Origin of the sequence: Amycolatopsis australiensis (assembly GCF_900119165.1) — a bacterium.
In the GTDB taxonomy this organism is placed as follows: domain Bacteria; phylum Actinomycetota; class Actinomycetes; order Mycobacteriales; family Pseudonocardiaceae; genus Amycolatopsis; species Amycolatopsis australiensis.
In genome coordinates, this window is the sequence record NZ_FPJG01000006.1 from 6,467,625 (window position 1) to 6,487,293 (window position 19,669).

General features: G+C 72.7%; 13 protein-coding genes and 1 pseudogene. 3 read left to right on the forward strand and 11 right to left on the reverse strand.

Going from position 1 to position 19,669, the window contains the following annotated elements; translation table 11 throughout:
• Positions 1-58: 58 nt before the first annotated feature.
• From BT341_RS46855 to BT341_RS45605, 4 genes and pseudogenes are all read right to left on the reverse strand, one after another.
• Positions 59-261, reverse strand: a pseudogene (locus BT341_RS46855) (hypothetical protein); the annotation flags it as partial.
• Between the two features lie 980 nt (positions 262-1,241).
• Complete coding sequence (locus BT341_RS31515; RefSeq protein ID WP_245805174.1) at positions 1,242-3,128, reverse strand: APC family permease; 1,887 nt, start codon at positions 3,126-3,128, stop codon at positions 1,242-1,244.
• Between the two features lie 47 nt (positions 3,129-3,175).
• Positions 3,176-3,934 (reverse strand): nitroreductase family protein, encoded by a 759-nt coding sequence (locus BT341_RS46860; protein ID WP_084743054.1) that lies wholly within the window; start codon positions 3,932-3,934, stop codon positions 3,176-3,178.
• Positions 3,935-4,237: 303 nt separating this feature from the next.
• Positions 4,238-4,402 (reverse strand): hypothetical protein, encoded by a 165-nt coding sequence (locus tag BT341_RS45605; protein WP_177328939.1) that lies wholly within the window; start codon positions 4,400-4,402, stop codon positions 4,238-4,240.
• Between the two features lie 46 nt (positions 4,403-4,448).
• Between BT341_RS45605 and BT341_RS31530 the strand changes: the two genes are divergently transcribed.
• Positions 4,449-4,745, forward strand: a complete 297-nt coding sequence (locus BT341_RS31530) for a DUF1330 domain-containing protein (protein WP_072479726.1) — start codon at positions 4,449-4,451, stop codon at positions 4,743-4,745.
• Between the two features lie 247 nt (positions 4,746-4,992).
• Here BT341_RS31530 and BT341_RS31535 read toward each other — a convergent pair whose 3' ends face one another.
• The 6 genes from BT341_RS31535 to mgtA form a co-directional block, all read right to left on the reverse strand.
• Positions 4,993-6,345, reverse strand: coding sequence for a diaminobutyrate--2-oxoglutarate transaminase family protein (locus BT341_RS31535; RefSeq protein ID WP_072479727.1), 1,353 nt, complete (start codon positions 6,343-6,345; stop codon positions 4,993-4,995).
• Entirely contained in the window at positions 6,342-10,367 is a 4,026-nt protein-coding gene (locus BT341_RS31540; RefSeq protein ID WP_072479728.1) for a Pls/PosA family non-ribosomal peptide synthetase, read from the reverse strand. The genes BT341_RS31535 and BT341_RS31540 overlap by 4 nt, the downstream gene beginning before the upstream one ends.
• The gene (locus BT341_RS31545; protein ID WP_245805175.1) at positions 10,364-11,551 is read right to left on the reverse strand and encodes an aspartate kinase; all 1,188 of its coding nucleotides are present in this window, start codon (positions 11,549-11,551) and stop codon (positions 10,364-10,366) included. The genes BT341_RS31540 and BT341_RS31545 overlap by 4 nt, the downstream gene beginning before the upstream one ends.
• A 723-nt stretch (positions 11,552-12,274) precedes the next feature.
• Positions 12,275-13,576: an ABC transporter ATP-binding protein gene (locus BT341_RS31550; RefSeq protein WP_072479730.1), complete on the reverse strand. Its 1,302-nt coding sequence runs from the start codon at positions 13,574-13,576 to the stop codon at positions 12,275-12,277.
• 12 nt (positions 13,577-13,588) lie between these two features.
• Positions 13,589-15,328: an ABC transporter permease gene (locus BT341_RS31555; RefSeq protein ID WP_072479731.1), complete on the reverse strand. Its 1,740-nt coding sequence runs from the start codon at positions 15,326-15,328 to the stop codon at positions 13,589-13,591.
• Between the two features lie 67 nt (positions 15,329-15,395).
• Positions 15,396-17,975 (reverse strand): magnesium-translocating P-type ATPase, encoded by a 2,580-nt coding sequence (mgtA, locus tag BT341_RS31560; protein WP_072479732.1) that lies wholly within the window; start codon positions 17,973-17,975, stop codon positions 15,396-15,398.
• A gap of 258 nt (positions 17,976-18,233) precedes the next feature.
• On the opposite strand from mgtA, the gene BT341_RS31565 reads away from it, so the two are divergent.
• Positions 18,234-18,590, forward strand: a complete 357-nt coding sequence (locus BT341_RS31565) for an ArsR/SmtB family transcription factor (RefSeq protein WP_072479733.1) — start codon at positions 18,234-18,236, stop codon at positions 18,588-18,590.
• 19 nt (positions 18,591-18,609) lie between these two features.
• On the opposite strand, the gene BT341_RS31570 is transcribed toward BT341_RS31565, so the two are convergent.
• Entirely contained in the window at positions 18,610-19,230 is a 621-nt protein-coding gene (locus BT341_RS31570) for a transglycosylase SLT domain-containing protein (protein WP_072479734.1), read from the reverse strand.
• Positions 19,231-19,272: 42 nt separating this feature from the next.
• Between BT341_RS31570 and tatB the strand changes: the two genes are divergently transcribed.
• Positions 19,273-19,596, forward strand: coding sequence for a Sec-independent protein translocase protein TatB (gene tatB, locus BT341_RS31575; protein ID WP_072482288.1), 324 nt, complete (start codon positions 19,273-19,275; stop codon positions 19,594-19,596).
• The last annotated feature ends 73 nt before the right edge of the window (positions 19,597-19,669 follow it).

The window sequence follows — 19,669 nt, forward strand, 5'->3', positions numbered from 1 at the left end:
AGAGGCTACACAACGTACCCGGAACCTGTGGCCGGTACTGGCGCGACCGCATTCGTCACGAGCCGTGCGTGAAGCAGCGGTGGTACGCGCTGACCGCGTAGAACGCGACGAAGATGCCGACGTCGACCCAGCTCAGTCCCCAGCCCAGGCGAACGGCACGGCCACCAGCGACGTGATCACGCCGAAGCAGGCCGACAGCTGCACGCCGATTTGCGCCGGCCGCCACCTGTTTACAACTATTCGCCTGTCGCAGCCGGTGATGCAACGTGCATCTCCGGCACAAATCCTCCGTGTGCGCATCGTAGCGGGATGACTGATCCGTATCGAAGGCTTGCTGGAATCGTCCGGCCGGCCATAGATTCGCCGGTCGGGAAAACACAACATTGGAGTCGTCCATGAGACCGGGTCGAATTCGTGTCGCCGCACTGCTTTCCGTCGCTGCTGCGGTAGCCGGCCTCTCACTGGTTCCCGACAGCGCGGACGCGTCTTCTCGAACGGAGTCCGTGACCAAGTCCGACAGCCAAAGCTGCCAGCTGGAACTCGCCGATCTCGGGAAGATCACCTACACCCAAGGCTTCACCGTCACGATCGACGCGCCGACCGAGGCGATCGCCGGAGTGCCGACCGACCGGATACCGTACCGGGGAACGGGCAGCACTTCACTCTTGTCAGGGCAAGCATCGCTGCGCACCGCGCTCGCTTCGGCCGGTGCCACATCGCTGGACGTCGAGGTCTCGATCGCCGTCGCCTATTACGGCTCGAACCTGCCGGATCCCGCCACCTCGCCGCACTGGTCGGCGACCGGGATCCCGCTGGCCGGCGACGCGGTGACGTCCGCAACCGGGTCCGGGACCCTTCCACCGATGTCGTTCGCCGACGCGGGGACCCGTGCCGGCTTGATGTACGCGTCGTCGTTCCGCGTCGCCGTCACTCCCCGCAAGGCGGACGGCACGGCCACTGCGTATGGCACCTTGTCCGGACTGTGCCTGTCACAACCGTGGTTCCAGGAATGGAGCCGGGTGGAAGTCCTGCCCCCGGCGCTCCACCAGCGGTTCGGCACGCGGGTGGTCACGCACCTGGCGAACGCCACCGGTGACACCGACTTCGGTGACACGACCCTGGACGTGGCGGGGAACCGGGCGACCGGCACGTTCTCCGCCGAGCTGGCTCTGGACAGCATCCGGCCGGTGTCTTTCCGGTTCTTGAATCTGATCCCCGCCACCGCCGTCCTCAGGCTGACCTCACCGGGGCGTGTCACGGGGAGTACCGAGGGGACGGATATCTCGGCCACGGTTCCCCTGGCCTTCGAGTTGACCGAGCTCTCGCTGTTCGGCGTACCGGCGCTGCGGGGCGGCAGGACCTGCCAGAACGCGACCTCGGCGGAGCTCACCGGGCACGCCTTCTCGCTCGACCACGGCGGAGCCCTGACCGGAACGTACCCGGTGCCGCCGTTTCGGGGATGCGACTTCGCTGCCGGCGTAGCCAACGTGGTTTTGAACGCAGACGGCAACACCATGACCCTCGCCCTGAGTCCTCGATGAGGCGAAGGAGAGCGATGACACGCCTCGAGCCGCGGCGGACGGCAAGCGGTTTACCAGGCACCGGCTGCTCCCGTGCGGCAGTACTGCTGGTCCGGCCGTTCGAGCAGCTGTCCGGCGAAGTCCGACCGGGACAGCGGATGGCGGCCGGAAACAGGGCGCGCACCATGCCCGGGTCCACGGGTATCGGGTGGACGCCAAACGGCTCGACCTCGGGCCCGAACGCCTCGAAGAAGCCCTCGATGCCCACTTGGCGACGTGATACGGCGACAGTCCCGGAAGCACGGTCCGGCCCGCCATGCTCGGCACCTGGATGAGGCACCCGCCGCCTCGTGCGCGCAGGTGCGGCGAGCCGGTCAGGTTGGCCGTGATCAGGATGTCGTGTCGCTCCGAGGATCGGTGGGTCTCGCGGCTGTGTTCCCGGCTCAGGCGAAGGCCGCGGCGTGCTCGGTCACAAGGTGTGCGGGTTGCGCGGCGCGGTGCCGGTGAGGTCGTCACGTCGCCGGTCAGCCAGGTCGGGCACGGACATGTCCCGCCGATGAGCGCCGCGGCCGGGAGCGTCCAGGGCAGCGAGTTGACCCAGACGAGACTGCTGCCGGTGACGGTCGGATAGTTCGCCAGCATGAGGGCCAGGCCGGCGATGAGGCCGACGCCGCCGAGCGCGGGGGCGAGCAGGGCGCCCCAGACCGGCTCTCCGCCGCGGTGCCGCAGGAAGTAGCCGACGGTGGAGGCCGCCGCGATGGCCTGGAGCAGCACGATCCCGAGGACGCCGAGCCCGTACAGGCTGGCGCTCATGCCCCGGTAGGGGTCCTGACCGGCGAGCGTGAACCCGATCGTGGTGACCGCCAGCAGGATGAGCTGGGTGGCACTGGCGGCGACGGGCGAGCCGTGTTTCGGATGAAGCCCGGCGAGCCTGCGGGGCAGCAGGCCGTCGCGGGCGAGGGCGACTTCGTATCGCGCGGTGTTGCAGTGGAAGGCGAGGAACGCCGCGAACAGGCTCGTCACGACCAGGATGCCCATGACGTCGGCATAGCCCTTGCCGAGGTAGTCGGCACCGGCGTTGAACACGAAGTCCTGCGGGTCGGCAGCGGCGGCCATCCGGGCCTGGTCCACGCCGTACGCGGAGATGGCCGCCCAGGTCGTCACCAGGTAGAACCCGGCGATGATGGCAAGCGCGAGGTAGGTGGCGCGGGGAACCGCGCGGTGCGGGTCGCGGGCTTCCTCGCCGTACAAGGCGGTGGCCTCGAATCCGACGAACGAGCCGAACGCGAGCATGAGACTGACGCCGAAGCCGCCACCGAACACGACGCTGGGCGGGTACACCTCCAACGAGAAGCCGCGGAAGCCGTGCTTGAGCAGGACTGCGACGTCGAATGCCAGCAACACCAGGACTTCGGCCGCGAGCGCGACTCCGAGCACCTTCGCGCTGAGCGTGACCTCGAAGTAGGCGAGCACCGCCACGGCCAGGCAAGTGACGAGCGCGACGAGCTGCCAGGGAACCGGGGTGCCGAGAAGCCCGGTCATCACCTGGGCGCCGAAGTCGGCGAGCGCGCCGAAGATCCCGATGGTGGCGGCGTTGTAGGCGAGCACTGCGATGTACGCGGTGGCGCCTCCGGCCCGGCGCCGACGGGATCGTCTCACCGCTGTTCCTCTTCGCCCTGGTCCTGGCCGGGGACCAGACCCAGGAACAGACGCCGCTCGACGCGCTCGCCACCGCGTTGCCCTTCGCCGTCAAGGCCGTGGTCGCCGGTGGGTGCTCGGCGGCCTCCTCGCGTGGCTGCTCGACCGCGCCCACCAGTCCGGTTGGATGACGCCGCAGTCCGGGCGCATCGCGGTGCTGATGGCACCGCTGCTGACCTACACCGCGACCGTCGCCGTCGACGGTAACGGGTTCGTGGCCTCGTTCGTCTGCGGGATCGCCTTCCGCTACGTGCACCGGCTGCGCAAAGCCCGCCGGGTCCGTGACGGCCGGGCCGACCGCGCGGAGGTCCGAGCCGACGCCATGGGCACGCGATCGGCGCCAGTATTGCGTTCTCCCGCAGCAGGCCCCGCTCGGCCAGATCGTGGAACTCCGCCCGGGAATCGAACATCGCCGCGAACTCCGCGTTCCAGGCACCGGCGTCCGCCGCCCGCTCCGCGACGTCGGCGTGGTCCTCCCGCCACGCTTCGGGCTCGGCGACGAAGACCAGGCACACCGGAGCCTCCGCCGGCTGCGGCTGGCCACCGGCCGCCCACGACAGGCCCTCCCGGCCCGTTTCGCCGGTGACGACGACGATCGAGCGATCCTGCATGTTCCAGGCACTCGGCGCCTCGACGGCCAGCTCGAGCAGCTCCTCCAGCAGCGCCGCCGGCACGGGATCCGGACGGTAGTGGCGGACCGTGCGCCGGGCACGAATCGCGTCGTTCGCTTTTGTTCAAAACAGCTGATATCGCGGCAGCCAACTGCGACGATCGCGACACGAGGAAGATGACTGGAGGGCTCGCGGCGGTGATGGCCGTCGCGAGCTACAGCTCGTCCGCAGCCTGCGAAGGCGCCGCGTCCGGGTACCGCAGCGCCGACGAAGCGGCCTACTGCTACTACATCGCCGGCGGTCTCGGCGACCCCCACCCCGTCCACCTCCAGGAGCGCGTGCGGGACGCATCCGCGGCAAAGGCCAGCTGCGAGACCAAGCTTCTGGCACGCCCGCGGCGGTCGGCGACTACCAGTCGTGCCCCGGGGAGCCGCGCAGAAACGGGATGATCGGCGGGTCAACCGCGGTTTCTTCCCGTACCTGCTGTGGGTGGCGCGGGCATTGAGCTTCACCGAGCGGGACGCCGACCGCCGCACGGCGGCGGATCTGCTGGAGCACGTCGCGGCCGGCCATGGACCTGAGTATGTTCTGATCATCGATTCCGACCACAGGAGGAACCGTGGCCAAGGGCTACTGGGTCAGCGTCTACCCCACCATCGCGGACCCCGAGAGTCTCGACGACTACAACGAGCTGGCCCGTCAAGCCGTCAAGGCGGCGGGCGGGCGGGTGCTCACCCGCGGCGGCTGCCGGGTCGTCGCACACGAAGCCGGAATCGCCGAGCGCGTCGTCCTGATCGAGTTCGAGAGCTTCGAACAGGCGGTCGCCGCGCGCGCGAGCACCGCCTACCAGGAGGCGCTGGCCAAACTCCCCCAAGGCTTCGAGCGCGATTTTCGCATCATCGAAGGCCTCGACTGACGATCGGGCACCGGTGTTCGGCCTCATACCTGCCGCGCGGACTCGTTGACCTCCTGCTCGCCGCCGCCCCCGGCCAGCCCGTCGACATGGGCGCGTACTACAGCCGGACCTGGCCGGGCGCCCGGTGACGTTCATCCGCTTCCCCGACGGCGTCGGCGGCCGGCAGTTCTTCGAAAAGAACGTCTCTAGGGCGTGTCCGACACGCGACGGTGGCGCGGTCGAGGCCGCGAACGGCGTCACCGGGCTCTCAGCCGCCGGGGTGGCCGCACTCTTCCACCGCGGCCACCAGGATGCCGGCCGCGGTGGCGACCACCTCGGCGGAGACGGTGAGCGGAGGCATGAGCCGGACCACGGTGTCGTCCCGGCCACCCAGCTCCACGATCAGCCCGTGGCGCAACGCGTGCGCCTGCACGGCCCGCGCGTAGCCGGTGGCGGTCAGGTCCGGGTGCGGGGACGCGAGCTCGACGCCCCACATCAGGCCCCGGCCGCGCACGTCCCGGACCCCCGGCCGGTCCCGCAGCGCCGACAGCAGCCCGCCGAGCTGCTCGCCGCGGCGCCGGACGTTGCCGAGCACGTCGTCGCGCCGCATGATCCGCACCGTTTCGGCGCCGGCGGCGAACGCCGCCTGGTTGCCGCGGAACGTGCCCGTGTGCGCGCCCGGGGCCCACACGTCCAGGCGCCGGTCGTAGAAGATCACCGCGACCGGCAGCCCGACGCCGCTCAGCGCCTTCGACGCCACGATCACGTCGGGCTCGATGCCGTACTGCTCGAAGGCGAACCACGTGCCGGTGCGGCCGCAGCCGGTCTGGACCTCGTCGGCCACGAGCGGGACGCCGAGGTCGCGGGTCAGCCGCCGCACCCGCCGGACGAACTCCGGGCGCGCGGGGATCACCCCGCCCTCGCCCTGCACCAGCTCCAGCACCACCGCCGCCGGCCTGGGCACGCCGCCGTTCGGGTCGCGCAGCGCCCGCTCGAGCAGGCCCGCGCAGTTGACGTCGCACGCGTCCGGGGTGAGCCCGACCGGGCAGTCGGTGCAGTGCGAGTACGGGAAGAAGTGCACGCCGGGCACGCCGTTGGGCACCGGCTGCTTCTGCGCGACGAGCCCGGTCAGCGCCATCGCCGCGTGGCTCGCGCCGTGGAAGCCGCCCTGGAACGCGATGACGTCGCCGCGGCCGGTCGCGGTCTTGCACAGCTTGAGCGCGGCGTCGACCGCGTTCGCCCCGCCGGGACCGCAGAAGTGCACCTTCATCCGGTCGCGCAGGCCGCCGGGCAGCATCGACAGCTGCGCCTCCAGGAACGCGTGCTTGGCCGGGGTCGGGAAGTCCAGGCCGTGCGTGAGCGCCCGCATCTGCCCGGCCGCCGCGCGGACCACTTCGGGATGGTTGTGGCCCAGCGCGAGCACCCCGGCGCCGGAGAGGAAGTCGATGAAGACGTTGCCGTCGACGTCGCGGACGTGGCTGCCGGCGCCCTCGGCCAGTGCGATCGGCAGGTGCCGCGGGTAGACCCGGGCGTTGGACTCCCAGCGCCGCTGGTGGGCGAGGAACTCGGCCGACCGCGGGCCGGGCAGCTCGCCGGCCACACGGGGCTGCGGTTCGGTCATGACTGGCTCCCCTGGACGAGTTCCGTGGCCGGGTTGCCCCGCCAGCGCGTGCGCGGCGGGGTCACGGAGCCCTTCATCAGGAAGGCGTCCGCCTCGACGACGGTCGCCTCCCCGAGCGTCACCCCGTAGTGGACGAACGCGCCGACGCCGACGGTGCACCCGGCGCCCAGCACGGTGTGGTCGGCCTTGAAAGCGCCGTCTTCCAGCGAGTGGCACTGGATGACGCTGCCCTCGTTGAGCACGCAGTCGTCGCCCAGGGTCAGCAGCGACTTCTCCGGCACCGCGCAGCCGTCGTCGTAGAGCCGCTTGCCGGTGCGCACGCCGAGCAGCCGCCAGAGCAGGTTCTTGACCGGCGTGCCGGCGAAGAGCACGAGATAGTGGCCCGGGCTGAGCTTCCAGAACCGTTCGTGACGCCAGAAGGCCGGGTCGTAGATCGAGCACAGCCGCGGCCGCAGCCGCCGGAAGCCCTGCGCGGCGCGTTCGGCCAGGATCTGGCCCGCGACCGAGAAAACCAGCGACGCCAGGAGCCCGCCGGCCGTGGCCAGGGTGCCGAACCGGGGATGCAGGCTGCCCGCCCCGGTCTCGAGACCGGCCACGCCGGTCACCAGCAGCCACCGCACGGCCAGGAACCAGCCGATCGTGGCCGTGTTGTGCCGCAGCTTGGCGGCGAGCCCGCGGCGCAGGGCGTCGCCGCTGCGCAGGTGGGCCAGCTCGGTGTCCCGCCGCACGGTGCGCGGGATCTCGAACGCGGGCGAGCCGAGCAGCCCGACGTCTTCGCGCACCGGCCCGTCGAGCGGGACGAGGACCTTGGTCGCCAGCAGGCAGTTGCGGCCGACGCGGGCCCCGGGCGGGTACGCGATTTCGTTGCCCAGGAACGCTTCCGGCGCCACGGCGGTGTGCCGCAGCCGGAACGACGCCGCCGAGTAGTCGGTGTTGAGGAAGGACAGCCCGTCCGACACCATCGTGCCCGCGCCGACCGCGCTGAGGAACGGGCTTTCGTGCTTGACCTCCACGCCGAAGTTGGACCCGGTCTGGCGCACCCGGCCCAGGTCGTAGCCCAGCGCGCGCAGGTAGTGGACGATGTAGCTGCTGTCGCCGAACAAGTAGGTGAACGTCCGGAGGTTGGTCAGCCGCGTGATCGCGCGCTGCGCCGCGTGCCGCCAGCCGTAGAGGGGGTAGACCCGGCCGGGCTCGAGGAACAGCGTCAGCAGGCGGGGCACGGTGAACACGATCGCGAGGCCGCCCGCCAGCACGCCGGCGTACAGCAGCGACGTCCCGGCGACCTCGTCGCGGTAGAACCGCCCGCTGCCGAAGTCCGGCGCCGCCGGGTAGCCGAACCGGACGAGCAGCACGAGGGCCGCGAGCGCGGCCGGCGTGGTCACCAGGAAGAGGGTGGCGATCTGGACGCAGCCGAACACCGTGCGCCGCAGCCGGCCCGCGACCGACGGCGGCAGCCCTCGGTAGTCCACTGTGGAGGGCCGGCCGGGCGAGCCGTGCCAGTGCTGCCCCGCCGGCACGGCCTGCCCGGCCGACAGCGACGAAGCGTGCCCGAGCTGCGCGTCGTCGCCGAGGGCGGTCCCGATGTCGAGAACGGCCTTCTCGCCGACGAAGGCGTGGCGGCCCACGGTGACCGGGCCCATCCGGATCCTGCCGGCTTCGGCGCGGTAGCAGAGCAGGTGCGCGTCCTTGCGGATCACCGCGCCGGCGCCGACGGTCAGCAGGTCCGGGCAGGCCGGCGGCGTCCGGGCCAGGATCACCGCGCCCGGGCCGATCTTCGCGCCGAGCAGCCGCAGGTACAGCGAGTACACCGGGGAACCGGCGAACAGTGCCAGCGGGCAGAACCGGGTCACCGTCCTGACCAGCCAGAACCGCAGGTACGCCGGGCTCCAGAGCCGGATCTCCCCCGCTTTCCAGCGGCCGACGAGCAGCCACTTCACCGCGATCGGCAGCACGCACAGGGCCCCGGCACCGCCGGCGCCCACGGCGACCAGCCGCAGGTATCCGCTCACCGGTCCCGCGGCGGCGGCCGGCCAGCCCTCGGCGAGGTCGAGGAACACCGCGGCGGTGAAGAGATAGGCGAGGAAAACCAGCCCCTGGACGAGCCCGCACAGCAGGTAGGCGGCGGTGCTCGCGCGGTACGGTTCCGGTGCGGGCGCGGCGGCGGCCGGTTGCGCGGGCAGCGCGGCCGCCAGTTCCCGCACGCTGGGGTGCCGGTAGACGTCCTGTATGGACATCGGCGCGAGTCCGCCGGACTCCCGCGCCCGCGCGCAGAACTTCGCCAGGGACAGCGAATCGGCGGCCAGGTCGTCGAAGAGGTGCGCGATCACCGAGACGCGCCCGACGCCCAGCACCGCGGCGAGAGCGCCGGCGAGCACGCGTTCGGTTTCGTTCCCCGGAGGCACGCACGCCGTCTCGGCCGACCCCGCCCGGGGGCCGCGCGGCGCGGGCAGCCGCGCGCGGTCGGCCTTGTGGCTCGGCGTCATCGGGATGCGGTCCAGCCGCTCGAAGTACACCGGCACCATGTACGCGGGCAGCTGCTCGCGCAGGCGGCGGCGCAGGGCGCCGGCGTCCACCTCCGCCGTGTCGGCGCGCAGGCTGTAGTAGGCGACGAGTTCCGTCGTGCCCGGCCGCGGGTGGTGGGTGCCGACGACGGCCTGGGCGATCCCCGGCTCCCGCAGCAGGAGCGACTCGATCTCGGTCAGCTCGACGCGGTAGCCGCGGATCTTGACCTGGGCGTCGCCGCGGCCGTGGTACTCGATCTCACCGTCGGCGGTGATCCGGCCCAGGTCGCCGGTGCGGTAGATGCGGCCGGACGGGTTGCCCGCCAGGCCGAGGAAGTCGGGCACGAACGCGCGCTCGGTGAGGTCCGGGCGGTTGAGATACCCGTCGGCCACGCCGATCCCGGCGATGCCGATCTCGCCGGGTTCGCCCGCGGGGAGAGCGACCGGGCGGTCCGGGTCGAGGATGACCACGGAGTAGGTCGGCAACGGCACCCCGATGGTCACCGGGCGGTCCGGGTGCAGCACCGACCAGGTCGCGGTGACCGTGGTCTCGGTCGGGCCGTAGACGTTGAGGAAGCGGCGGTCCGGGCGGTGCCAGCGGGCGACCAGGTCCTCCGGGCACGCTTCCCCGGACACCAGCAGGAACCGCAGGTCCGGCAGGTCCTCGTCGAGGGTGGCCAGCAGGGTGGGCACGCAGCACAGCGCGGTGACCGCCCGGGTGCGCAGGTACTCGTGCAGCTCGGCGCCGACCAGCGCGGCCCCGGCGGGTTTCGGCACCAGCGTCGCGCCGCACAGCAGCGGCACCCAGATCTCCTCGACCGAGAAATCGAAGGCGATCGTCAGGCCCTGGTAGACGCGGTCGGCGGGCTCGATGCCGTAGACCTCCGCCGCCACCCGGACGAAGTTGACGATCGCGCGGTGACCGATCGGGACGCCTTTCGGCCGCCCGGTCGAGCCGGAGGTGTAGACGACGTAGCAAAGTTCGCCCGTCTCCGGCTCGCGGTCCGCCGCGGTCAGGCGGGCGCCGGACCGCTCGGCGATCCGGGCCGCCTGCCCGTCCGGGCAGAGGATGCCGACGGTCTCGCCGTCGAAGCGGCCAGCCTGCGCCGAGGACGTCAGCACGAGCCGGACCCCGGCGTCCCCGGCGATGAAGGCGAGCCGCTCGTCCGGGAAAGCGGCGTCCAGCGGCACGTAGGCCGCGTCGCTCTTGAGCAGCGCCAGCATCGCGACGTAGGCCTCCACCGGCTCGCCGGGCAGCACCGCGACCCGGTCGCCGGGCAGCACGCCGTGTGCCAGCAGGTGCCGGGCCAGCCGGTTGGCCGCGGCGTCGAGCTCGCCGAACGTCAGGCGGGTGTCCCCGGCGTCCACGGCGAGACGGTCCGGGTGCGCGTCGCAGACGGCTTCGAAGAGGTGGTGCAGCCGCTCCCCGTCCCGCACGCGGACCCGCGGGTCGGCTCCCGCGCAGGTCAGGACGCGGCCGTCGGCGGTGAGCTCGCCCGCCGGCGTGGCGTGCGGGCTCACGGCCGGTCCTCCCCCGGCCGGTCGAGACCGAACGAGCGGTGCAGGGCCCGCACGGCCGCCTCGAGCAGGCCGCCGGGGAACACCGCGGTGAGCCGCCCGGCGGAGGTCGCCATGGCCGGCACGGTGACGCCCAGCTCGCCGGCGAGGCGCAGCACGTGCGCGACCGGACCGGGCGCGTCGAGCAGGCCGGTCCCGACGACGGAGACCGCGCCGAAGCCGCTGTCCACAGTGCACCGCACGCCCAGCGCCTCGAGCCGGTCCAGCGGCTCCGCGCCCCGCACGGTGAACCGCAGCTCGCCCCGCTCGGGCCAGCTCAGCGTGTCCGGCCGCAGCCCGCTCCCGGCCAGGTCGGCCAGCAGCCGCGGCCCGCCGCGGAGGCCGAGTCCCGGCTCGGCGACGCGCACCAGGTGCACGTCGCGGGCGTGCGCGATGCCGACGACCTCGGTGCCGCGTTCCAGCGCGGGCGCACCGGGCCGGACCGTGGTGGCGGGCCCGGTGCGCGACGCGTGCGTGACCCGGACCGTCACGCCGTGCCGCCCGGCGAGCTCGACCGAACGCGGGTGCAGCACCGCCGCGCCGCCACGGGCGAGCTCGGCCATGACGTCGGCCCGGATGGACGGCACCGGGCGGCTGTCCGGCACTATCCGCGGGTCCGCGGTGTGCACGCCCGGCACGTCGGTGCAGATCTCGCACCCGGTGGCCCCGAGCGCCGCCGCGAGCGCGACGGCGGTGGTGTCCGAACCACCCCGGCCGAGCGTGCGCAGCTCGCCGGCGGCGTCCCGGCCTTGGAAGCCGGCGACCACGACCACCTGACCGGCCGCCAGCCGGCCGAGCACCGGCTCCGGGTCGACGCGCACGACCCGCGCCGCGCCCGGCTCGCCGTCGGTCTCGATGCCGGCCTGGCCGCCGGACAGGGAAACCGCGGCGACCCCGTGCTGCCGCAGGGCCAGCGCCATCAGGGCGGCCGAAACCTGTTCACCGGTGGCCAGCACCTGGTCCAGCTCACGGGGATCGGGCCGATCGGCGAACCCGCGGGCGAGCGCGACGAGCCGGTCGGTGGTGTCGCCCATCGCGGACACGACGACCACGACCCGCGCGCCCGCGCGGGCGCAGGCGGCCAGGTCGGCGGCCGCGTCACGGATGCGGCCGGGCGTGGCCAGCGACGTCCCGCCGTATTTGCGCACGACCGGCCCCGGTGGTTGCCCGGTAACCATGGTCCCGGTTTTCCCTGCCCTGAATGCGTTGTTCACCGGCCGTCCTTCCGTTTCGCGGCAAACCGGCATTACGAACACTCCGGGCTGGAATTCCTCGTCGGCACGCCCCGCTCCGGGGCCCACGGGATGGATCAGCTCGGCCGAGAGTTAAGTTAGTGCACCGGCCCGGCGGCTGGTACCTCCGTCCGCGCCAGGCAGAAAGTCGTGCTCGAGACGCGGCGGAGAGCACGCATTCCGCCACTCGGACGGTTATGAAGTGCCGGATCCATCGATGTGCTCCGCGGAATTTCCGCGAATTCTCCGCAATTCGTGGATCCCCTCGCGCGGAGATCGATCCGGATCGGTTCACGCGGCCGGGAACCGCGGAATCCGCGGCTGCCCGGCGGTTCTGCGGACAAGGCCGGTCGCCGCGACGGGAATTCCCGAAAAAACGGGCATAGCACGCCCGGTCTTTCCCCGGCCGGGACTTTCCCGTGCCCGGTGCGGGTCCAGCGCGTGAGCCCCGGGACCGACGGGCGAAGTCGGCCGGCGCGCGCCGGCGGTGCGGTCGCAATCCGGCCACCGCCGCTTTGCGAAATTCTTCGGTGTGAAATTACGTGTTCCCGCCGTCCTGTTCATGTCGCTTGCCGCCGCGCTCGGGCATCCGCCGAAGCGCGTTGCGAGACTCCGTCCGCCGGGCGAATGTCCGTTCTCTCAAGAAACGCGCCGGCCGTCATCCGACGCCGCCGTCCGGGCGGGGTCGAGGGTGATCTGGCCGGTGTCGGTGTCGTAGTCGAACAGCTCGGCGTAGCGGCCCCAGTCGATGGCGGTGTCCAGCTGCCGCCGGGCGTCGCCGGCGGAGAAGCCGCGGCGGAGCAGGTCGAGGATGAAGCCCTCGCGGAGGCGGCCGCCGGTGGTGAGCGCCTTGTCGATCGTGCGCACCAGCGGGGCGCGTTCGCGGGCCTGGGCCGCGAAGATCTTCTTGCTCTCCTGGATGCCCGCGGTGGTGAACGCGCTGCCGGTGGGCGTGAGGTGCAGGTCGCCGCCGGCGACGGCCAGGAAGTCCAGCATCGCGGCGGCGTCGACGAGCGGGAGCAGGTGGTCGACCTCGAAGCCGATGTCGGCGGCCATGCCGGGCAGGTCGGCGCGGCCGCCGCGGGCGTGGACGAGCTCCACGAGCCCGGCGAGGCCGCCGACGGAGACCTCCGGCAGCGGGCGGGCGGTGGGCGTGGCCTGCGACGGCTCGGCGACGCCGGGTTCGCGGCCGGTGAGCAGGTCGTAGAGCCGGTCGACGAGCGCCGCGAACGCCGGCGCCTTGCGGTCGCGGGGCCGGGCGAGGTCGACGGTCACCTCGGCGCGGAGGTGGCCAGGGCCGAGGACGAGGACGCGGTCGGCGAGCAGCACGGCTTCCTCGATGTTGTGGGTGACCAGGCAGATTCCCTTGGTGGGGAAGGCGTCCTGCGCCCACAGGCTCATCAGCTCGGTGCGGAGGTTCTCGGCGGTGAGGACGTCGAGGGCGGAGAACGGCTCGTCCATGAGCAGCACGTCGGGCTCGAGGACCAGCGCGCGGGCGAAGCCGACACGCTGGCGCATGCCGCCGGAAAGTTCCTTCGGGTAGGCGGATTCGAACCCGTCGAGGCCGATCAGGTCGATGGCCGCGAGCGCGCGTTCCCGGCGCCGCGCGGGCGGGACGCCGCGGGCGGCGAGGCCGAGTTCGACGTTGTCCTGCACCGTGAGCCACGGCATGAGCGCGAAGGTCTGGAAGACCATGGCGGTGCCGGGGTTGGCGCCGTTGAGCGGGGTGCCGCGGTAGCGGACGTGGCCCGTCGTCGGGCCGATCAGACCCGCGATGGTGCGCAGCAGCGTCGACTTGCCGGAGCCGGACCGGCCCAGCAGCGCGACGATCTCACCGGCACGCAGCTCGAGGCTGATGTCGTCGAGCACGCGCAGCTCGTCGCCTTCGGCACCGGTGAAGCTCTTGCTGACGTTCTCGACGGAGACGAGCACTTCGGACACGGGAGACCTCTCTCAGGACAGGGAAAACCGGCGTTCGGCGAGCGTGTACAGCCGTCGCCAGACCAGCCGGTTGAGGCCGACGACGTAGAGACTCATCACGGCCACGCCGACGAGGATGCGGCCCGCGTCGCCGGCGCCGGTGGCTTCCTTGATGTAGGCGCCCAGGCCGGTCGCGGTCAGCGTGACGCCGTGGTACGACACGATTTCGGCGACGATCGAAGCGTTCCACGCACCGCCGGCCGCGGTGATCCCGCCGGTGACGTAGCTGGGGAAGATCGCGGGCAGCACCAGCTTCCGCCACCACAGCCCGCGCGGCAGCCGCAGGTTCGCCGAAGCCTCGCGCAGGTCGTTCGGGATCGCGGACGCACCGGCGATGACGTTGAACAGGATGTACCACTGCGCGCCCAGCGCCATCAGCAGGATCCCGCCCCAGTCCAGCGAAATCCCGGTGGCCACGAGGACCGCGGAGACGAGCGGGAAAAGGAAGTTCGCCGGGAACGACGCGAGCACCTGCACCACCGGCTGGGCCAGCCGCGAGACGCGGGGGTCGAGCCCGATCCAGACGCCGACCGGTACCCACACGACGGTGGCGACCACGACCAGCACGAGCACCCGCCCGAAGGTCACCAGCCCCAGCAGCAGCGCGTGCCCGGCTTCGGCGAACCCGGTCGTGTCGCCGACGAACACGACCGCGCGCACGAGCCCGTAGGTGATCACGGCGAGCACCGCGGCCGCGAACACGACGTCCCCGGCGCGGCGGCGCACCGCCGAGGTCCGCAGCGGGTACTCGGCGAGCCCGAAGACGGCCAGCGCGCGGTCGAGCGGGAACACCAGCGGCCCGAAGACCCGGCCGAGCAGCGCCGGGACGCGGGACCGGCGCAGCAGGCCCAGGACCAGGCTGCGGGGCGCTTCGGCGGCTTCGGACTGCTCGATGCGGAAGCGCTCGGACCACGCGGTCAACGGGCGCCAGAACAAGACGTTCACCCCGGTCACCATGACGACCATCACCGCGATCGCCAGCAGCACCTTGCCCGGCTCGCCCGCGTCGGCGGCCGCGGCGACGTACGCGCCGATGCCCGGCAGGGCGAAGTTGTGGTTGTCGACGCTGAGGGCTTCCGACGCGGTGAGGAAGAACCAGCCGCCGCCGAAGCTCATCATCCCGTTCCAGACCAGCGGGATCATCCCGCTCGGCACGTCCACGCGCCAGAACCGCTGCCAGCGCGACAGCCGCAGGTCCCGCGCGGCTTCGTCCAGCTCGCGCGGCTGCGAGGTCAGCGAATGGTGGAAGGCGAACGCCAGGTTCCACGCCTGCGAGGTGAAGATCGCGAAGACCGACGCGCACTCCAGGCCCAGTTCCGAACCGGGGAACAGCGCGATGAACCCCGTGATCGTCACCGCCAGGAACCCGAGGATCGGCACCGACTGCAGGATGTCCAGCAGCGGGATCAGGACCTTCTCCGCGCGCCGCAGCCGGGCCGCGGCTGTCGCGTAGCAGAAGGTGAAGACCACCGACAGGGCCAGCGCGAGGAACATCCGAAGCAGCGAACGCCCGGCGTAGTACGGGAGTTCGGCCGGGTCGGTGGACACTGTGGACGGTGCCGTCTCCGGGTTCCACGGGACGGCGGTGCCGTGCGCCAGCCGCACGATCAGCCACAGCAGCGCGGCGGCGCCGAGGAACACGACCACGTCGGCGCCCGTGCGCCCCGGCCGCGCGAGCGCGCCCTTGGTCGGGAAGGTGCGAAGCAAAGCCATGCGTCATCCGTCTTTCGTGGTCGGCGCGCGGGCGCGCGGCAGTCGGGCTCGGCCGGGGCGGCCCGGGCTACCACCAGCCGGGGTGGCGCCGGGCGTACCACCGTTTGACCAGCAGGCCGGCCACGACGTAGGACGCCAGCACGGCGGCCAGCCACAGCAGGAAGGCGGCGGGCAGCGGCCGCATCAGCACCAGGCCGGCCGCCGGCGACCACGGCAGCAGCACCCCGGCGAGCGCGGCCGCCGCGGCCGCGAGCTCGACCGGCCTGCTCCCCCGGATGCCGCGCCCGCGCAGCACGAGCACGACCAGCAGCTGCGAGAGCAGGCTCTCGGCGAACCAGCCGGTCCGGAACAGCAGCGGGTCGGTGCCCGCGCCGAACACCCACCACAGCACCGCGAACGTCGACAGGTCGAACAGCGAGCTGACCGGGCCGAACACGAGCATGAACCGGGTCAGGCCGCGCGCGTCCCACCGGCGCGGGGCGTGCAGGTAGGCCGCGTCGACCCGGTCCCAGGCCAGCGCGATCTGGGCGGCGTCGTAGAGCAGGTTCGCCACGACCAGCTGGAGCGGCAGGATCGGCAGGAAGGGCAGGAACGCGCTCGCCGCCAGCAGCGTCAGCACGTTGCCGAAGTTCGAGGCGGCCGTGATGTTGACGTACTTGAGCGTGTTGCCCAGCGTCCGGCGCCCCTCGGCGACCCCGTGGGCGAGCACCCCGAGGTCGCGTTCCAGCAGCACGAGGTCGGCGGCGTCTTTCGCCGCGTCCGTGGCGGTGTCCGGGGCGATCCCGGCGTCGGCGGTCCGCAGCGCGGCGACGTCGTTGACGCCGTCGCCGACGAACCCGGCCACCCGGCCGTTCGCCCGCAGCGCCGTCACGATCCGGGCCTTCTGCGCCGGGGCGAGCTTCGCGAACACCGTCGTGCGTTCGACCAGGGCGCGCAGGCCGGCGTCGTCGGCCGCTTCGACGTCGGCGCCGAGCACCACGTCCCCGGCCGGGACGCCGACCTGTTCGGCGACCCGGGCGGCGACGTGCGGGTTGTCGCCGGTGAGGATCTTGACCGCGATGCCGTGCGCCGCCAGCGTTTCCACGGCCGCGGCGGCCCCTTCGCGGACCGGGTCGACGAACCCGGCGAAGCCCACGAGCACGAGCCCGGACTCGTCGTCCTCGGTGTAGCGCCCCAGCCGCACCGGCCCCTGGCGGGCCGCCACGGCCAGGATGCGCATCCCGTGTTCGGCGTAGGCCCGCACCAGGTCGGCGACGTCGCGGCGGGCCGCCGCGGTCAGTCCGACGACCTCCCCGGCCCGCCGGGCGTGCGTGCAGCGCGGCACGATCTCGTCCGGATCGCCCTTGCTGACCAGGATGTCGGCTCCTGCCCGGCGCACGACGACCGTGGCGCGGCGGCGGGCGTGGTCGAAGCCGATCTCGCCGGCCTTGGTGAACAGCGCGTCGGTCAGCACGTCCTCGCCGTCGCCGGCGAGCAGGCCGGCGATCGCTTCGTCCAGCCGGTCGGGCCGGCCGGTCTGGAAATGCACCGCCAGGTAGGCGTATTCGGCCGCTTCGCCGTCGGGGCGTCCGTCCACGTCGATGCTGTGCGCGAAGGCCACCCGGTCTTCGGTCAGGGTGCCGGTCTTGTCCACGCACAGCACGTCCATCGCGGCGAGGTCCTGGATCGCGTCGAGCCGCTTGACGATCACCTGCCGCCGCGAAAGCGCCGAGGCGCCCCGGGCGAGGTTGGTCGTCACGATGACCGGCAGCATCTCCGGGGTCAGGCCGACGGCGACGGCGACCGCGAACATCGCCGCCTGCGCCCAGTTCCCGGTCACCGTGCCGTTGACGGCGAGCACGATCGGCACCATCACGAGCATGAACCGGACCAGCGTCCAGCCCACGCGGCGCACTCCGGCGTCGAAGCTCGACTCCGCGCGCGGCGCATCGGCCTGCGCGGCCAGCGAGCCGAAGTACGTGGCCGCGCCGGTGGCCACCACGACGGCGGTGGCGTTGCCGCCGACCACCGACGTCCCGGCGAACGCGAGCGCGGGCGTGTCCACCGGCTGCGGCGGCTTCGCCCGGCGCCGAGGCCGCGACGGCAGCCGTTTCCGGACCGGCAGCGCCTCGCCGGACAAAGCGGACTGGTCCACCACGAGATCGGTGGCGGCAACCACCCGGACGTCGGCGGGCACGACGTCACCGGGGCCGAGCAGCACGACGTCGCCGGGCACCAGGTCGGCCGTCGGCACCTCGCGCTCGGTGGCGGGGTAGCCGTCACCGGCCCGGCGCCGGACGGTGGCCGTCGTGGTGACCCGCACCCGGACCGCGCCGACCGCCCGTTCGGACCGGGTGTGCTGCCAGAACCGCAGCAGCACGCTCAGGACGACCATCACGGCCACGGTGACCGCGCCGCGCACGTCCCCGACCGCCGCGAAAACCACGCCCAAGCCGGTCAGCAGCGCGACGAACGGGCTGCGCACCGCCGCCCGGATCCGCCGCGGTGCGCCGGCCCGGGTGGGTTCCAGGTGGTTGTCGCCGTGCTCGCGCAGGCGCTCCTCGGCCTCGGCTTCGGTGAGGCCCTTCGGCGAGCCGGCCAGCCGCCGGAAGACGGTGAGGACGGGGGCGTCGCCCAGTTCGGGCGTCACGCCGGGGAAACCGATCATGGGGGGAGGTCCTGTCCATCGAGGTCAACGCGGAGACACGCCGACGCGGACCGCGGCACCTACCCCAAGCCGGCCGGGGAGGGCGGGACGGCCGCGCGATCGCGGGGACTACTTCCTTCGCCGGTCACCCGGCTCACCTCCCTCCGTGGACGGGCCGCCGCACGCGGCCGGGGCCCAGTAGACCGCATCCGAGCCGAAACAGTCAAACACTTGTCGAAGTGAAGGGGTGTACGTCACGCTGGCGGAACCCGCGAGAGGATGACCCCCGTGCCCGCACCACCAGAACCCAGCCCGCTGCCGCCCGACCTGCTCCAGGACGCCGCGGCGGTGTTCGGCCTGCTGTCCGCGACCGTCCGGCTGCACCTGCTGTGGCTGCTGGCCCTGGGCGAGCGCGACGTGGGGACCCTGGCCGACGAGACGGGCCAGAGCGTGGCGACGGTCAGCCACCACCTCGGCAAGCTGAAGCTGGCGGGCCTGGTGCGCGCCCACCGTCAGGGCAAGCACCAGATCCACTACGTCGACGACCCGCACGTGGTGGAGATGGTCCGCCTCGCCGTGCAGCGGCAGCGGGAGACGCGGAGCGGCCCGGCCCGGTCCCCGGCGCGCGGGGCCTGAGGGCACGAGGGATACGCGGTCACGGCTCGCCGAGCGCGTGTCCCGCCTTCGCCCGGTTACCGCGCAAATTGTCCAAATAGGACTGCGCCGCCGGTCCTGGCCGCGCACCGCGGGCGAACGCCTTCATGGTGGCCGGACCCGCGTTGTAGCCGAGCGCCAGCAGTTCGTCGGAACTCAGGCCCTTGACGTGATCCGCCGGCAGCTGGGTCGCCAGGTCGTGCAGGTACCAGGCCGCCGCCTCGATGGCCAGATCGGGGTCGTCCGGAAGCTGCTCCCACGTGCGCGCGGCGAACGCGCGGCCGCGCTTGGTCGCGTCGAACGTCGCCCGGTGCATGTTCGCCACCCCGAACGCCGCGTCCGGCTTCCACTGCTGCCAGGCCCGTTCGAGCTGCGGGTCGTGCGGCTTGTACGACTCGTTGTACAGGATCGCCATCACCAGCCACGGTGTGACGCCCGCTTCCCGCGCCCGGGCCAGCACCTGCGGGGCGAACCGCGCCGGATCCGGATCGGCGGCCGCCGGGGTCGGCGCAGTCGTCGCGGGAGCGGGCGTGGGCGCAGGCGGGCTCGGCGTGCCCCCGCAGGCGGCCAGCCACAGCACGGGCACCAGCACCACCCATCCGCGCCACCGCCGCGCCGTCATCCGCTCCCCTTCCCGCCGCCGACCGGCTCTACCATGGCGGTCATGTTCGGTCTCAGCATTGAGCACCTGCTGATCCTGCTCGTCGTGGGGCTGTTCGTGCTGGGCCCCGAACGCCTCCCCGAGTCCGCCCGGTGGCTGGCCCAGACCCTGCACAAGGTACGCAGTTTCGCCGCGGGCGCCCAGGAGCAGCTGAAATCCGAGCTCGGACCCGAGTTCGAGCAGCTGCGCAAACCACTGCAGGACCTCCAGGCGATCCGCGGCTTCGACCCGCAGCGCACGCTCCGCCGCTACCTGCTCGACGAACCGACGGCGACGACGCCGCTCCGCCCGGGCGAACGGCCCCCGATCGACCCGGACGCCACCTGACCCGACACCGCACCACCCTCGTGCGGCACCCAGGGACCCGGTCCGCTCGGCATCCCCTCAACAGCTTCGGCCC

Bases quoted from the DNA above. Each gene is read 5' to 3' on its own strand.
- BT341_RS45605 (WP_177328939.1), bottom strand. From the start codon at position 4,402: ATGGCCGGCCGCGACGTGCTCCAGCAGATCCGCCGCCGTGCGGCGGTC.
- BT341_RS31535 (WP_072479727.1), bottom strand. From the start codon at position 6,345: ATGACCGAACCGCAGCCCCGTGTGGCCGGCGAGCTGCCCGGCCCGCGG.
- BT341_RS31555 (WP_072479731.1), bottom strand. From the start codon at position 15,328: ATGGCTTTGCTTCGCACCTTCCCGACCAAGGGCGCGCTCGCGCGGCCG.
- mgtA (WP_072479732.1), bottom strand. From the start codon at position 17,975: ATGATCGGTTTCCCCGGCGTGACGCCCGAACTGGGCGACGCCCCCGTC.
- BT341_RS31565 (WP_072479733.1), top strand. From the start codon at position 18,234: ATGACCCCCGTGCCCGCACCACCAGAACCCAGCCCGCTGCCGCCCGAC.
- BT341_RS31570 (WP_072479734.1), bottom strand. From the start codon at position 19,230: ATGACGGCGCGGCGGTGGCGCGGATGGGTGGTGCTGGTGCCCGTGCTG.
- tatB (WP_072482288.1), top strand. From the start codon at position 19,273: ATGTTCGGTCTCAGCATTGAGCACCTGCTGATCCTGCTCGTCGTGGGG.